The following is a 14,858-nucleotide window of genomic DNA, read 5'->3' as shown; positions in this document are numbered from 1 at the left end:
CGTAGCCTGAACTCGCGAGACGTTCAACCTCGACGCAATTAGTAGAGGCAGGTGGGGCTAAGTCTCAATACTCGCATTATACCTCGTCAAAGTATATTTCTCAATGGCTAAATTGGCGCGTCGCTACAGCGTGTCGTTATTCCACTCCCACGCGATTCCGCTGAACAGGCCGCCGTAGAGATCATGAAAACGTGCCCTCGTGGATCCGTTCTGAGAGAGACTCAGAATCTGGTGCTTGGTTGGCTCGCCGGGAGCTTGCAGGTGAGTCAGACCTGAAAATTGCCAAACCCGATCAGGACATCGACCAAGAAATGCCACCTCGAAGATGGCAAGTCGAGTGGGTTCATGGAAGCCTCGCCATTCACCGACGAGAACGTTCGGATCATCAAAGTCCGGTTCGGGCAATCGGCGAAACTTGAGATCGTAGGCCTGGCCTCGTCGCATCGGTTCCTTGAAGTAAAAACGATCTTCGAAGTGATCATCCACACGTCTTCGCTCTGAGGAGAAGTCACCCACTGTCTCGATTTGTCCTTCTTGGGCGCTACTGATGCCTAGGTAGTCTGCCTTATCGAAAGCAGCTACAAAGCGATAGTGCTCGCGAGTCTCTTGCCACTTCTGACCCTTCACGATGGTCTGGACCTGAACGAACTCATTGACGATTCCGTTGTGCGACTCTGGGACATGAAATGGCAATGGAGACTTCGGATACCAACCTGTTGTTAGTTGATTGCGGAGGTTCTCGATTGCGGACGCGACCTTCTTGCGAACGGCGTCGATCTTGAGATTTGCCTTCTGACCGTAGTGGATGTAACGCTCCGGTAGCCCATCAATATTGCTCGAAGTTGGTGACAGCGCGAAAGCGTCGAGCAGCATCTCGGGTTCAGGGTCATGAAGAGATTCGATCGCTGAAATCAGACGCTCTCGCAGCACGTTAAATGGTTCATCTTCACCACCGAGAGCCTGCCGCAATGCTAAGGCCTTTGCAACTCTTGGCGGTGTGAATCCTTCGCGCTTGAGCATCAAAAGCAGGTCACGGCGGAGCGGTTCGCTCTCGCTCCAGTTGGTGCTAAATGGTGATTCCAGTGCGTCCACCTTTGCCTACTTCCAACTTTCATCCAACTTAAGTGGTTGTTCCATTCACGCGACATTTTCCTTCATATTCTCGAGTTTCGAGCTTCAGAAATTCCCAAGGAGTTCGAGAAGCAAAGCGTAAGCGACCCGTAGCAACGGATCACTTACAGAGAATCAAAAACCACAACCACCTAAGAACATGGAGGAAAAGACAGATGGAGAATATCAAGACTAAGGCAGTGGCATCATGAGTGAACTGACACCTTTCATCGGCGGAGGAATCGTAACGCGTGAGTCCAGGCATGCGTTTCGGTCCATCAGTCGGAATAGAGCCAGCACCGAAGTCAGGATCGCCAGGGTCGATGGATCAACGGACGTTGCAGTTACGAAACTTGATGGCCTGACGATGGCGACTGGATCAGCGATGCAACAGATCGTCCGAATCGCCAGGGTCCAAAGGGAGCTGGAGCAATTGGCTCCCGAAGCGTCGGTTCGGCTCAATTTTCTGGCCGACGATCATCTCCTCGGATGTTCGGAATTACTGGCGGACCTCCGGCGTGAGATGCGTCGTAACTGATGATGACAATGGCTGCCCTGATTATTGCGATTGCTTCCCTTTGTGTCACAGGCCTGGGAATAGCAATCGGAGCGGTCTTGCGTCGTCGGACTGATCGAAAGTACGAAGCACTAGCGCAACGCATTGATATCGACTCACGGCTGGAGTACCTGACGGTGCAGACCCTCGGCGCGATGAGGGACACGACGCGGCAGTATCAACGTCGCACGGGTGGTTCAGATGACTTTGTTGTCTAACCAACAACATCGGCTGATACAACCGAACTGGGGCCACAGAAGGGCGCTGATAACCGAAGGTGATCCGAATATAGGTGTTCAGGTCGGTAACCAATATCACACGTCGACCCCTTCCAATCCGGGTCTATTCGGCGGATAACTAAAGGCAGAACGGCATATCAGAGCTGCTCGCCTCATCGAAAGGAGAAATACATATGAAATCGAATCACACAACATCACACAACTCATCCACCGAGAAGAAGTACTCGGTCATCCTGGCGGACCCACCATGGGACGTTCAACAAAAGGGTGCCTACGGAGCGGAGCGCCATTACGACCTGATGACGCTCGAACATATCAAGGCCATGCCAATCGCGGATCTTGCTACCGACAACGCACACCTGTGGCTTTGGGTCACGAACGCAACCCTTCGAGAGGGCTACGACGTAATGGAAACGTGGGGCTTCACTCCACGCTCTCCCCTGACCTGGATCAAGCCGCGCTTCACCCTGGGTGTCTACCTGCGAAACGCTACCGAGCATCTAATTCTTGGCACAAGGGGTAAGGCCCCGGTCAAGTTCAAGAGCCAGCCAACGTGGATGTTCGCGCCCCTGCAAGATCACTCTCACAAGCCCGAAGAGCAATACCCGGTCATCGAACGAGTCTCTGGTGGAGGGCCGAAACTTGAACTCTTCGCCCGTCGACGCCAACCCGGTTGGGACGTATGGGGAAATCAAGTCGCCTCCGACATAGAAATACCGGGTTACCCCGTACCGAAGAATCCAGATAAACGAGCTGCCCGCCGGCAGAAGGAGTTGTGATGATCGATGTCGAACAACTCGCCGAACTCCCTACTCAGTCGCGCATGGCGTGGAGCGCTCGTCCTACTTGGAACCGCCGTCCTCCTGTCGATCTGCGTCGAAATTATCAGTCGAATCTGGGTGATACTCGTGGTCATCCTGCTCGCCATAATGGCGCTGATCGCCACGGTGACCGTGCTGCTTTACTGGCGCGACCGAACGCGTTGGTAACTGCATTCCCAATTCGTTGGGGGGAGCATCATGAGTAGGCGCCCCACCAATAGGGGTCGCGGACGACCGGCAACATCGAAGGACTTCCGGATAGTAACTGTTCCTCACAGCAAACCCAATCCACGCGATCTCGGACGCGCGTTTCTGGCTCTGGCAATCCACCGAGCGAAATTCCGCGTCGACAGTGAAGCACTAGAAAAGGAGGCCAGCGATGGGTCGCCGCAGTAATCCAGCCTGGCGATGGCGACAAATCTGGTGGCCACGACCGTTGACCCCAGACCTAGCACTAGAACTGCTCGATCGCATTGCTGCGGATCGACAACTCGGCTCTGTGGCGCTTGAAGCACGAGTATCGAAGGGTCAGGTTAGGTACTTCGTTGGCGTTCACGCTCACCACTTACGAGAGTTCGAGTCGTTGGCCGCTTCGCTTGTTCCAGGCACTCGCTTGAGTGAGCCCCAACCGTTGGCCCGCCCACGAGTCGCGTTTGCCGGTCGCCTCAAAGTTTCGCATCCAACACTGTCCTTGAATATAGATCGGGTCACGGCAACTACTCGAGCCGTCCTGGCCGGACTAGCAATGGCGACTATGAAAGACGAGACCGTCGTCCTACAAATTGTTCTGGGTACTCGGCTTTCCCCGCGATTCGTGACCAGCGACACGCTCGACCCGACCCAACACTGGTTCGATTTACTGATACACGGGACTCGACCGGCGAACTCCGAGACGCGCGCCAGTATGAAGCATCGGGCAACCCTTCACGGCTGTAAGGCAACTATTCGAATCGGATCAACTGCCGAGTCGAAGGGACGCGCTCGTTCGCTTATATCTGGAGTTTTAAATGGACTCCGAGTAGCCCAGGCCGCTGGAGTGCGCATCAGTCTCCTTGGCGACAACGAGCCTCATGTTCTTCACGCCTCACTGCCGTGGCGCTGGCCCCTGCAACTCTCGTCAAGAGAGATGGTGCTTCTCATGGGCTGGCCCCTGGACTCTACGGGCGAAATGCCACTGCCGGGGCACCCGCCAACGCATCCGAGGCTCATCGCACCACCCGAACGACTTGTGGAATCAAGGAGCCCTTTCGCCGAAACCACCGCACCGGGAATCGACATTCAGTTTGGAATCGGTGGGAGCGACTCCCTGCAGCACACTTGGCTGCTCGGGCCGACATCGTCTGGTAAGTCGACCGCAATGTTGGCGCTCATCATGGACGCGATCCGCTCTGGCCGGGGTGTGCTCGTCATTGATCCCAAAACCGACCTCGTTAACGACGTCCTGGCCCGCATTCCCGATGACCGGGCTGATGACGTGGTCGTCATCGACCCCACGGATTCACGACCAGTAGGACTAAACCCCCTGCGAAACAATGGTCGGCGCGCGGCCCTGACGGCCGATTCGCTGCTCGCAGTATTCAAAGAGCTCAGCGGTGATGCGTGGGGACCCCGCACCGAGGACGTGTTCATGAGTTCCCTTCTCACCCTGACTCAGTACGAGGGGGCAACGCTGACTATGTTGCCTGCACTTCTGACTAACGACCACTTCCGAAGGAAACTGATCCGCAACATCAATGACCATTTTGGTCTCAGTAGTTTCTGGGCGGGATACGAGGCAATGAGCCCCCAGCAGCGGGCTCAGGTCATTGCGCCCACCATGACCCGCCTACGTCAGTTCTTGTTGCGACCTCAACTTCGTGCCGTACTCGGTCAAGCACAACCGAGTTTTGATCTCCTCGACCTCTTTACTAAGCGAAAGATTGTGCTGGTGTCGCTCAACCGGGGCCAAATTGGCACGGAAAGCGCTCGTCTGCTCGGTTCACTCATTGTGGGCCAACTCTGGCCGCTAGTGCTAGCTAGAGCGGCTCTACCGCCCGAACGACGGCGAATTGTCAACGTCTTCATCGACGAGGTCCAGGACTACCTCGCACTGCCGACTGACCTCGAGGACGCTCTGAGCCAGGCTCGAAGTCTGGGTGTCAGCTTCACGATCGCCCACCAGTATCGACGACAACTTCCCGTAGGGCTTCGCTCGGGAGTTGACGCCAATGCGCGTAACAAAATCGTCTTTGGTCTTAACGCCGAGGATGCTGCAGAGGTCGCCAAACAGGCACCGGAACTCGAAGCGAGAGATTTCATCTACCTGCCTCGATTCGCCATTTATACGAACCTGGTGCAGGACGGCTTCTCAACGGGCTGGTTCTCGGGACGCACACTCCCACCAGAGGCCGCGACACGTGAACCAGTGTCCCTGCGGGTACGCTCGGCAAACTTGTATGGACAAGACGCCCATGAAGTGGAGGTGGAGGCGCTCCGACAGATCGGCATTAAGACCGACGCCGAGCAGCACGATGATCCCAATGAGCAAATTGGTCGACGACCCGTGAAGGGAGATCAACCATGACCACCCTTCAGATCGATCGTCAGTTCGAGACGGCTCAAAGATTGCGAATGGTGCCAACCTTCGGGGTCCAATCCTCTTGCCGGGACGAGACTCTGCTGGATTCTCAGCTCAATCAGTCCCTCGAGGGTGCGCCCAGCCAGGTCGGGAGTCGATCATGAGTGCTTCTCAATATGGCGAGCTCGCCCAGCGTTTGAGCGATCGGGACTGGCAAATTCTCTCGACCGTGAGAGGGTTTAAATACCTGACCACTCGACAACTAGCGCGTCAGCACTTTGGTCTCTCCGACCCCGCTGGTCTCATTCCGAGAACTGCAAACCACGCCCTTGCGCGGCTTCGCGAACTTGGCCTGTTGGTCAGCCTCGAGCGCCGCATTGGGGGCGTCAGGGCAGGCTCGGGCGGCTTCGTCTGGCAGATCACGGACCTCGCCAACAGAGCTCTTTGCATCCGCCATGGCGTGCCGAGTGGCGCACGGTTGCGTACGTTCGAACCTGGAATCACGTTCCTCGATCACACGTTGGCGATCGCTGAAGTCGTCATCACTCTGCAAGAGACATCTCAAGGCGGTGAGGTCGTTCTGAAACGGGTCCAACTCGAACCAGAGAGTTGGCGCAATTATCTCGGGTTCGCAGGCGAACAGAAGTGGCTTAAGCCAGATCTCGCCGCGATCACGCTGACGGGAGAGTTTGAGGATCACTGGTTCATCGAGGTAGACCGCGCGACCGAACCGCCCGGTCGAGTCGTGAAGAAGTGTCTGCAATATCACGAGTACCTTCGCACAGGTAAGGAGCAAAACGAGCACGGTCTCTTTCCAGCCGTCGTCTGGGTGGTACCAAATAATCGACGAAGAGAGCAACTCCGACAGCGCTTAGCGAATGAATCGTTAATCGATCACCGACTTTTCACCGTCGTCATGTCCCAGGAATTGGCCAAACTGGTCTCTCTTGGGGCGACGGAATATAAAAAGGCGCGCGATGATTGCAAGGAGGGTGACGAATTATGAGTGACATTCCTAGCGACCGACCGACGTTGGTTGGAATTCCAGCGCAGCAAACACTGGACTTTTCTCCCCAACAGAGCGTTAATGAAGTGAACGTAACTGGAGGAAAGTCGCCTATGTACCCCGCTACTGCCACACCGACAACCAATCCGCTTGACATGTTTGCTCAAGCACTCGCCCCAAAAGTCGCCGTCAGCTACTTACGCGTGTCGACCCGAGATCAAGCTCGTCGAGGTGGCGGTGACGACGAGGGCTTCTCAATTCCAGCTCAACGCGACGCAAATAAGCGTCGAGCCGCCAGTCTGGGGGCAATCGTTATCAAGGAGTTCGTGGATCGAGGTGCATCAGCTCGTTCCGCCAATCGACCCGAGCTCCAACGGATGCTCGAATATCTGGCTGATCACGAAGTGGACTACGTAATTGTCCACAAACTTGACCGCCTCGCCCGCAACCGAGCAGATGACGTGGAGATCACTAAGGCTCTTGACGCATCGAACGTGCGTCTCGTATCAACCACCGAGTCAATCGACGAGACGCCCTCAGGAATGCTCCTACATGGCATTATGTCGAGCATTGCCGAGTTCTACTCGAGGAACCTCGCCGCTGAGGTTATGAAAGGAATGTCCCAGAAGGCCCGGTCGGGAGGAACTGTTGGTCGAGCGCCACTCGGATACCGAAACCACCGATCTGTTGACTCAGAAGGACGCGAAGTTCGTACGGTCGTCATTGACCAAGAGCGTGCGCCGCTAATTAAACAGGCGTTCGAGCTCTACGCCACCGGTAGTTGGACCGTCGCAGCACTAGCGGAGCACCTCAATCAACGCGGACTCACTACAACGCCAACGCAGAAACTTCCCTCCAGGCCCATCACTGAAGGCTTACTACACAAAGTCCTTACCAATCCCTACTTCAAGGGACTTACCAAATTCCAAGGGGCGCTCTACCAGGGACGACACGAGACGCTCGTTGACGAAGTCACATGGCAGCGTGTTCAAGACATTCTCACTTCGCACAACAACGGTGAGCGAACGCGAAAGCACCCTCACTTCCTCAAAAGTACTGTTTACTGCGGACAATGCGGTGAGCGATTGATGGTACAGCGTGCCAAATCGGCCAGTGGAATGACCTATCCCTACTTCTACTGCGCCGGGCGACACTCGAAGCGGACCACCTGTACGCAACGAGCGGCGCTCATCTACGAAGTCGAGACCAAGCTAGAGCAGCACTATCAACACATTCAACTTGATACAGAGTTCAGAGGTCGCGTGGAAGCGATGATCCGAGAGGAGTTCGTAAGTTCACGTGCCCAAATCGAAGAGAAAAAGCGCGAACTCAAACGCGAGCAAGAAAAATTGGAACGACAGCGTCAGAAGTTAATGGAGGCTCACTACGCCGGGGCAATCCCAGTAGACCTGTTGGGAAGCGAGCAAGAGCGTATTGGTAGGGCACTGCAGAAGGTCATCGCAGAACTCTCGGCGATTCGTACCGAATTCGAGATTGTCGAAGTCAACTTAAAGCAGGCTCTTGATCTAACGGTTGATTGCGGTGCCGCCTATGAGAATGCTCCGGACCACATCAAGAAGTTGTTCAACCAGGCGTTCTTCGAAAAGGTTTTCGTGTTTGAAGTTGACGATACGCCCGGCGAAGTTCGACTCGAAGCGGAGTTGAAGCCACCATTCGACACCCTGTTTGGTGACGAGCTCAAGAATGCGGACGCAACGAGGCGGATATCCCCGGCAAACAAGAAGCCCGCTGGCAAATCTTCCAGCGGGCTCCATAACCCAGCAGTTCGCCAGGTCAATTGTTTGAGTAACGCGTTAATGGTGGGCGCTAAGGGACTCGAACCCCCGACCTGCTGAGTGTAAATCAGCTGCTCTAACCAACTGAGCTAAACGCCCGAAAGGACTCATTAAACTCTAGCCACTTATGTCTAAGTTTCAACCTAGTTCAACGATAAATCGTTCAAGGCTGGGATATCTTCATCTTTGGCAAACTATCGCAAATGATCCCAGCCAAACTTTCATCAGCGGCCGCCATGATATGACGACGCCCGCCAAAGAAATCTCCCCTCAACAACCTTTGCGGATCTATCACTTTTGCAAACGCGCCTGCCTCTTCGATAATCGCCACACCTGCCAAGTAATCCCATGTTGCGAGTCCACTATAGGAAAAATCGACAAACGCGTCAAGCTGCGACGACGCCACCATACAAAGCTCAAGGGCTGCAGACCCAAATGCCCGAAATTGACCCCAGCCAAGATGACGAGGTGGATATCCGTTGACAGCGACGACTGATTTAGATAGCGATCTCTCTCTGGCTTGCACATGGATTTGATTCCCGTTCCAATATGCTCCCTCACCTCGCAATGACCAATAGGTTGAACCGTTGGTAAGCTCCCCAACATATCCGCCCAAGAGCTCATCGCCTCGTATTAGGGCGCAAGAGATTGCAGAAAACGGAATCCCCCGCGATGCATTGGTGGAGCCATCAACAGGATCAAGTACGACGGTTAGAGCTGAGTCACTTGAAAATGATTTGGTAAATCCCGACTCTTCTGAGAAGACGTTGAATCCTCGTTTGACAAAGAAATCTATGCAAAGGTCGTCAACTTCAACGTCGCCTTTATGTTGACCTGGGATATCATCGGTTGGACCCCACTCAAGTTCCCCACCGTGTATGAGATTTCGAACCGAAGTCGTAAGGTCATTGCATTCTTCTATAAACCTTGAATAATTGATAATCTCATCCTCGTCTTAATCACTTGCCTATATAAGTCTAAATACTACAATTGCAGTTAGCGAGCAGGGGATCGCCGAGCCGAGCGGAGGTCATCGTACCACTGCAACTTAGCCTGTCGATACATCGGATGCCCAGGTAGATAGAGTCGAAGAAAAATTCCGAGTGCCCAAACCACCTTTCTTCGCAAGATCGATACCACCTGAGATCGATTTATCCCATAGTGCTCCTTCGCAAAAGCCGGCAATAGATCCAGCGCAGAATCCGCTATCAGCGGCCACAGTACCGAAAGTACTCCCGCGCCATCTGGAAACTGAGGCTTCACAAGATCGTCAAACGCCTGACGCGCACCATTTGAAATACCGATATATGGAGCATTCGCTATAGCATCGCCAAGGTCCGAAACATTCAACACCACCTTAGATGGTGATGCGCCAAGGCCGAAAGCAATGACGGATTGCTCTTGTAGATAAAGATTTTTTTCCTCAAAGGATAATTCATGAACAAAAAAACAATAGCTAGTCAACATTGAATCCACAAAACAGTTGTGGATAAATGCAAGTAATATCGGATCATCTGCGCGATATGAGATTCCACTTTCAGGATCTACACCAACTACTCGCCGATGTATAGCCTTGACACCTTCAATTTCATCCCAAGCTTGAGATTTACTTCCAAAGGTCGTTGTCATTACAAAGTTTGATGTACGCGCCAAACGTCCCCATGGATCACTTCTGTAGTTGGAATATCCAGCTACGGCCGCCATTGATGGGATAGACAGAGCTTGAACAAGCAGCGCCCTTATACCTCCGATAAACGAAGTGGGGTCTGCATGGATCCTCCATGAAATACTTTCAGGGCCCATAATTCCCAGGGAGTCACTTTTCGAAATTGAATATCTGTCCATAGCCCGCCTTGTAACATCTCAGAGCCACCACCAGAACGACCAAATCGGAAAGATCAATGGCACTTCGGGAAAGTTGTCAACGGCTTCAATCCTAGAACTCTATCGAAGATACACGCAATCATCCACCATTTCGAACCTAAATGTGCGTACCACAGAAGATCGAAACCCCTTATTTATCGAACCAAGACATCTAAGCTATAGCAAGTGAGTACTAATAGAGCCAAAAGCGACGATATCTTCAAACGGCTTCGAGGCTACTTCGGTGGGCCAAAGCCATATAATGATGCCCCCAAGCACGGTCTCACCTCATTGAAAGCTCACATATTTCTCCCAGCCTTAGTCTCTTTCGCGTGCGCACCACTGTTGTCAAGCTGTGGTTCGTCGGCTGGTACCAACGGGACGAAGGCATGCCAACTGGTCAATCAAGCACTCCTAGAGCTCAAAGCACCAATTACACCCCAAAAGAATCAAAATGCGTTGGGACTCCTCCGTCGAGCACTACCCTATGCTGCGATTGCCGCAGGATCAAATGGTGACTGGCAGCCCCTAGAGGCAACACTTTCGGAGACGAATAGGGTGAAGATCACAAATCTACAATCTGCACTAACCGCCGAATGCGCTAATGGTAATGCAGGAAATATTAACGGTTCTGGAGTCTTCGAGCAGGCGTCCATTCCACAGAACTCAAATAGTGCTGGATAGTTGCGCCAGATCACAATTCATAAGGAATGGTCCGATTGCATCTCTTGAGTGTCTACCGTAATGAATTGATAAATTCCGAAGTGGAGATCTAAACAATTGATCAAATTACTAGCAACCGACCTAGATGGAACTCTACTTGACGCAAACGGAAAAGTAAGCAGACAAAATATTGACGCAATCGCTGCGATCAATAAAATGGGCATACCAACGATAGCAGCGACCGCTCGATCCCCGCGTTCGGCTAGCAAGATATCAAAGACAGCTGGCCTTGGCCCCTATGCCATTTGTGCAAATGGGGCGATCGTATACGATTTGCAGTCGAAGACCCTACTGCGCCATGATCCGATTAGTCAAAAGGTATCCAAATCAATAATTTCAATCCTTAGGGATGAATTTGAAGCTGTAATCCTGGCTGGAGAATACGTTGACGACTTCTTCGCCGAGGCAAATTTCTTCAAAAGACCCATTCCCGATTTGATCATTCCAACAACAAAAGACCTACTGACCAAGGTCGATCAGGGCATGACAAAAGTGATCGGCAGAGTCCCAGGAAAAAGCTCCGAAGAGCTTCGAGATCACCTAGCGCCAATGCTAAGCCAATTTGTCGACGTAACGATATCGGGACCTGATTGGATTGAATTTGCTGCACACGGAATAACAAAAGCACACGGAGTTACCATTGTGTGTGAAATAATTGGTATCTCTCCGTCTCAAGTAGCTGCCATAGGAGACCAAAGAAACGATCTGGACATGCTAAATCTTGTTGGCTATCCATTTACCCTACAAAGCGCTCATCCGGACTTATTCTCAATTACTGATCGCGTCGTTCCACATCACGATGACTCTGGATTTTCGCAATTGGCGCTCGAGATCGAAAAGATAATTGCACAAAATTGAGTCATGATATACAAAAACTAGCGCACGGATTCTACAAGAGACCTTATTCGCGCGGAAACAAATCGAACTCTAACTTCCATTGAATTTCAAAACACGTATCCACGATGGCCAAAGCTAGTAGCCACTAAGATTTCTGCCCGCCTCGTTATTCTCGGAGTGTCCGCGACCTTCAGGTTTGCATGAATACTGTCAAGGTTGAGGTCGCAATCAATTGTGAAAAACCATCCATCCATTGATTTCACCAATAGGGTGCAATACAAAAGCCACCTCTAGGGCCCGTGTGAAAAAACTTTCCTGGGCAACAGAGATTGAAAACCTACTCGGCGCCTAAAGCGTACGACAAGTTTGTATAGATCTACCAAAAGTCCGCTTACACACAATTTGTAGAGAATCACTGATTCAATCCAAACCGCACCACATACTGGTAATGAGCAATGTTCCGTTCGTGCTGAATAGGTCTGTAAACACACTTTGGAAACTGCTATTCCGCATGGTTCGCGATTAATTTTTCTTGGTGAAAACTCACCGCGAACCATGCTGAATGATGCATCAGACCTAACATTGCTCATTTTCATCAACGTAGCTTCAAGATGCCAAAGTGGTGGAGGTGCTTGGTGTCGAGGTCGAGCTATTGCTTGGGATTGAGGTTGAAGTAGTTCCAAACACAGTTGTAGAGGTTGAGGTTGAGGTTGAGGTCGACCCGTGAGATCCAGTGGTCGTTGTGGATCCACCTAAAACTGTGGTAGTGGTGGAAGTTGTAGTTGACGAAGTTGTGGTAGTAGTGGTGGTGGTGGAAGCCTTCGGAGCAACCGTCGTTTCAAGCGGATGTGCAATAGTTGTAGTAGTAGTTGGAACGACTGCATAAATTGGAACAGGCTCAGCTTTTGGCTGTGGCCTTAGGTCCAGGTAAATCCCCAATAATGCAAAAAAAAGCACAGACAATATAACTGTCGATCGGCGCGGCCGATGAAATCGTCGAAACTTCACATCAGTGCTTTGATTTGAGATCTCATGGCTCATAGTCACGGCCCGAAGTTATAATTTACTGAATCAGGGTTAAAGAGCGCACCTGATTGACCCAACAATGTAATACCGCGCATCCTTATCTCTCGACCAACTTCCCATTGTTGTGCTGGCAAAGTTCGGCCCAAAATCCTAATCGTAACCATTCCTGGAGATATCGTCTCGATTCCCGTTACAACCAACGGGCCTACCAATACATTGACCCAACGAGGATCTTGAGTAATCGAAGTTGCTAAATTCTCCAACTCGCGTCGAACCATCGCAAGATCTACGTCTTGGCGAATTGGAAAATCAACTACGACCTGAGACCATTCTCGCGATAAGTTGACTACTTGCCTTATCTCCGAATTTGGCAAGATGATCTGCTCTCCCGAAAGGTTTCGAATTCGCGTAATCCTAAGAGTCACCTCTTCTACGGTTCCCGTAATTCCAGCTAAGACCCCCGGAGCCGATATACGAATAATATCCCCCACTCCATATTGCCGCTCAGCAAAGATGAAAAAGCCCGCCAGGAGGTCCTGAACGACCGTCTGGGCTCCAAATCCAAGCGCAACTCCAATAACGGTTGCAGGAGCCACAAGCGAAGTGATCGGAACTCGAAGCTGAATCAGAACCAGAATCAGAGAGACACTGTAAATGATCGCTACTGCTGCCCAATCAACGGCTTGGACGACAGCAGAGACGTACTTATTTCTCTCAGAGAGGACGAACTCATCTCTAATCTGTTGCGACGCCACTCGCTTTAGATAGCTTGAAACCTTAGTACCAACAAAGTGCACCGATCTTGCAGCCAAAACAGAACCGATAACCATCAGAGCAACCACGAGTCCAACGTCTCGCACCCAGATACCGATTGCCTCTGTAATACCGCTCACATTTATGTGCACCTCTTACACAATAGCCAAATCACATCGACTATTGTCAAAAAAACTACCCCATGGAGGCGCCGCTGTTTCAAATTACGCCAATGAACTCTGGCTCCCGCTTAAATGTACGCATCCCCAACTCGCCAACTGGCCAAATGGTCAACTACCCGAGTTGATACTTTTCTTGCGATGTCTGGCCAAACAACTTGATAAAACCACTTTAAGGGGCCATTACTCGAAAATTTAAAGCATACTTATCAAGTTTCGTAAGCAAGAGCCATTTTGGAGTCAGATTCGCGGAGTAGCGGATGTGGAGACGCAAACACACATGTATTGAGAAGTCGCTCGACCAATGACATTTCAAAGTGCCTTGGGTTGAATCGGTATGCGAATTCCTCGAGGCATAAGTTGCTTATGTTCCTCACGTCCGTGGTATGTTCCGTCGATAAATTTCTTGCAGTTCCCAATTTAGGATCTTGAGCCATTTGAATGTTACATGTGCTTGTTCGTCTTTGGATAGAGTGAACCCGTGCGCTAGTCCAAGGTCTTTCAGCACATACCCCGTAACTTGGGTTACCATCACTTATCAGCTTGGTGTCGGAATCTAAACGTCTCACAAAAACATCTTTGGGTGATTTAGCAGTGGTATCTTTGATTACTTCCATGAAGCAATGAGTAGGAGCACTATTGCTAATCGACACTCCAATTAGAACATTGGTTAGTTTTGTTCCCTTTCCTCTTTAGCCTTCGCCATGGCTCTCACCACCTAAAAAGAACTCATCTACTCAGGCGTTTCCTCCAAGTTTATATAAACCATCTCGCTCAGCCATTACGCTCAGCCATTACGCTCAGCCATTGCCTTAGGTAGCTTATTTAGCATCAACCAGCCAGTCGAATAAGATACTTGAACGAATTTAGCAGGGGCTCTGATGGCTAGGGGGTAGTAGCCGAAAGACCACGCTTGTCGTTGGACAATAGATAGATAGCGGAGAACCACTTGGATAAAGAGATATGGCTTCGATGGAAGATGGTTCTGGAGGTAACGCTAGTTTGACGTCGACAAGATTTACATTGAAAAAGTGGAGCTCGAGACGCTGCATTTCTTGAAATGATTTGGCCTTACTAAAGTAAATTGATCGAAGTTACACTTTGAGCATCTAAATCCCTCACAGCAATAGCAATTTGATCAAATGATCTTCACATGCTTACTTTGAAGCGAAGCGTACCATAAAGCCTGAGAGATCCACCATGCCACCTTAGTAGAACATCTGTTCTACTAAGGATTAGCTCCAATCTGGTCTCGGTGAAGGCGAAACTTACGAAACTTGATAAGTATGATTTAAAGATGACCCAGTCCCGAAGTGTACCAAAACCATCACCAGCGAAGACATCTAAATCCGCCCACACCCGAGCGATGCTAAACCATTTATTCGCATAACA

The 14,858-nt window shown here is 51.2% G+C and carries 14 protein-coding genes, 1 tRNA gene and 2 pseudogenes; 10 read left to right on the top strand and 7 right to left on the bottom strand.

The annotated features are described in order from the left end of the window. Positions 1–123: 123 nt before the first annotated feature. Positions 124–1,092, bottom strand: coding sequence for a hypothetical protein (locus tag ACIDITHRIX25_RS86875; protein WP_201732187.1), 969 nt, complete (start codon positions 1,090–1,092; stop codon positions 124–126). A gap of 226 nt (positions 1,093–1,318) precedes the next feature. Here ACIDITHRIX25_RS86875 and ACIDITHRIX25_RS86870 point away from each other — a divergent pair, with 226 nt between their 5' ends. The 7 genes from ACIDITHRIX25_RS86870 to ACIDITHRIX25_RS86840 all read left to right on the top strand — a co-directional run bounded on the left by ACIDITHRIX25_RS86870 (position 1,319) and on the right by ACIDITHRIX25_RS86840 (position 8,145). Next, positions 1,319–1,648, top strand: coding sequence for a hypothetical protein (locus ACIDITHRIX25_RS86870; RefSeq protein ID WP_201732186.1), 330 nt, complete (start codon positions 1,319–1,321; stop codon positions 1,646–1,648). Beyond that, positions 1,648–1,884 (top strand): hypothetical protein, encoded by a 237-nt coding sequence (locus tag ACIDITHRIX25_RS86865; protein ID WP_201732185.1) that lies wholly within the window; start codon positions 1,648–1,650, stop codon positions 1,882–1,884. The genes ACIDITHRIX25_RS86870 and ACIDITHRIX25_RS86865 overlap by 1 nt, the downstream gene beginning before the upstream one ends. A gap of 194 nt (positions 1,885–2,078) precedes the next feature. Further along, on the top strand, positions 2,079–2,684 hold the full coding sequence (locus ACIDITHRIX25_RS86860) for an MT-A70 family methyltransferase (RefSeq protein WP_201732184.1): 606 nt from the start codon (positions 2,079–2,081) through the stop codon (positions 2,682–2,684). Continuing rightward, positions 2,684–2,932, top strand: a complete 249-nt coding sequence (locus tag ACIDITHRIX25_RS86855; protein WP_201732183.1) for a hypothetical protein — start codon at positions 2,684–2,686, stop codon at positions 2,930–2,932. The genes ACIDITHRIX25_RS86860 and ACIDITHRIX25_RS86855 overlap by 1 nt, the downstream gene beginning before the upstream one ends. 173 nt (positions 2,933–3,105) lie before the next feature. Continuing rightward, positions 3,106–5,289 (top strand): type IV secretory system conjugative DNA transfer family protein, encoded by a 2,184-nt coding sequence (locus ACIDITHRIX25_RS86850; protein WP_201732182.1) that lies wholly within the window; start codon positions 3,106–3,108, stop codon positions 5,287–5,289. Between the two features lie 154 nt (positions 5,290–5,443). Beyond that, entirely contained in the window at positions 5,444–6,289 is an 846-nt protein-coding gene (locus ACIDITHRIX25_RS86845) for a replication-relaxation family protein (protein ID WP_201732181.1), read from the top strand. After that, complete coding sequence (locus ACIDITHRIX25_RS86840) at positions 6,286–8,145, top strand: recombinase family protein (protein ID WP_201732180.1); 1,860 nt, start codon at positions 6,286–6,288, stop codon at positions 8,143–8,145. Before ACIDITHRIX25_RS86845 ends, ACIDITHRIX25_RS86840 begins: the two co-directional genes overlap by 4 nt. On the opposite strand, the gene ACIDITHRIX25_RS86835 is transcribed toward ACIDITHRIX25_RS86840, so the two are convergent. From ACIDITHRIX25_RS86835 to ACIDITHRIX25_RS86825, 3 genes are all read right to left on the bottom strand, one after another. Further along, positions 8,108–8,184: transfer RNA gene (locus ACIDITHRIX25_RS86835), tRNA-Val, on the bottom strand. The two genes, ACIDITHRIX25_RS86840 and ACIDITHRIX25_RS86835, sit on opposite strands and share 38 nt — an antisense overlap. A 64-nt stretch (positions 8,185–8,248) precedes the next feature. After that, complete coding sequence (locus ACIDITHRIX25_RS86830) at positions 8,249–8,881, bottom strand: inositol monophosphatase family protein (protein ID WP_249685672.1); 633 nt, start codon at positions 8,879–8,881, stop codon at positions 8,249–8,251. A 200-nt stretch (positions 8,882–9,081) separates the two neighbouring features. Beyond that, complete coding sequence (locus ACIDITHRIX25_RS86825; protein ID WP_052604696.1) at positions 9,082–9,930, bottom strand: oxygenase MpaB family protein; 849 nt, start codon at positions 9,928–9,930, stop codon at positions 9,082–9,084. 204 nt (positions 9,931–10,134) lie between these two features. Here ACIDITHRIX25_RS86825 and ACIDITHRIX25_RS86820 point away from each other — a divergent pair, with 204 nt between their 5' ends. From ACIDITHRIX25_RS86820 to ACIDITHRIX25_RS86810, 3 genes are all read left to right on the top strand, one after another. Then, positions 10,135–10,632, top strand: coding sequence for a hypothetical protein (locus ACIDITHRIX25_RS86820; protein WP_052604697.1), 498 nt, complete (start codon positions 10,135–10,137; stop codon positions 10,630–10,632). A 96-nt stretch (positions 10,633–10,728) separates the two neighbouring features. Then, positions 10,729–11,529, top strand: coding sequence for a Cof-type HAD-IIB family hydrolase (locus ACIDITHRIX25_RS86815; protein WP_052604698.1), 801 nt, complete (start codon positions 10,729–10,731; stop codon positions 11,527–11,529). A 721-nt stretch (positions 11,530–12,250) separates the two neighbouring features. Continuing rightward, complete coding sequence (locus ACIDITHRIX25_RS86810) at positions 12,251–12,394, top strand: hypothetical protein (RefSeq protein ID WP_160291729.1); 144 nt, start codon at positions 12,251–12,253, stop codon at positions 12,392–12,394. 35 nt (positions 12,395–12,429) lie between these two features. Here the strand turns inward: ACIDITHRIX25_RS86810 and ACIDITHRIX25_RS86805 are convergent. From ACIDITHRIX25_RS86805 to ACIDITHRIX25_RS86795, 3 genes and pseudogenes are all read right to left on the bottom strand, one after another. Continuing rightward, positions 12,430–12,549 (bottom strand): annotated as a pseudogene (locus ACIDITHRIX25_RS86805) (Rv3103c transmembrane domain-containing protein); the annotation flags it as partial. A gap of 2 nt (positions 12,550–12,551) precedes the next feature. Next, positions 12,552–13,427, bottom strand: coding sequence for a mechanosensitive ion channel family protein (locus ACIDITHRIX25_RS86800; protein WP_201732179.1), 876 nt, complete (start codon positions 13,425–13,427; stop codon positions 12,552–12,554). Between the two features lie 248 nt (positions 13,428–13,675). Beyond that, positions 13,676–14,608: pseudogene (locus tag ACIDITHRIX25_RS86795) on the bottom strand (IS1595 family transposase). Positions 14,609–14,858: the final 250 nt, after the last annotated feature.

The organism is Acidithrix sp. C25, from assembly GCF_904848545.2.
Note: the sequence above shows the minus strand (reverse complement) of the source record. Positions and strands in the feature narration are given on the sequence as shown.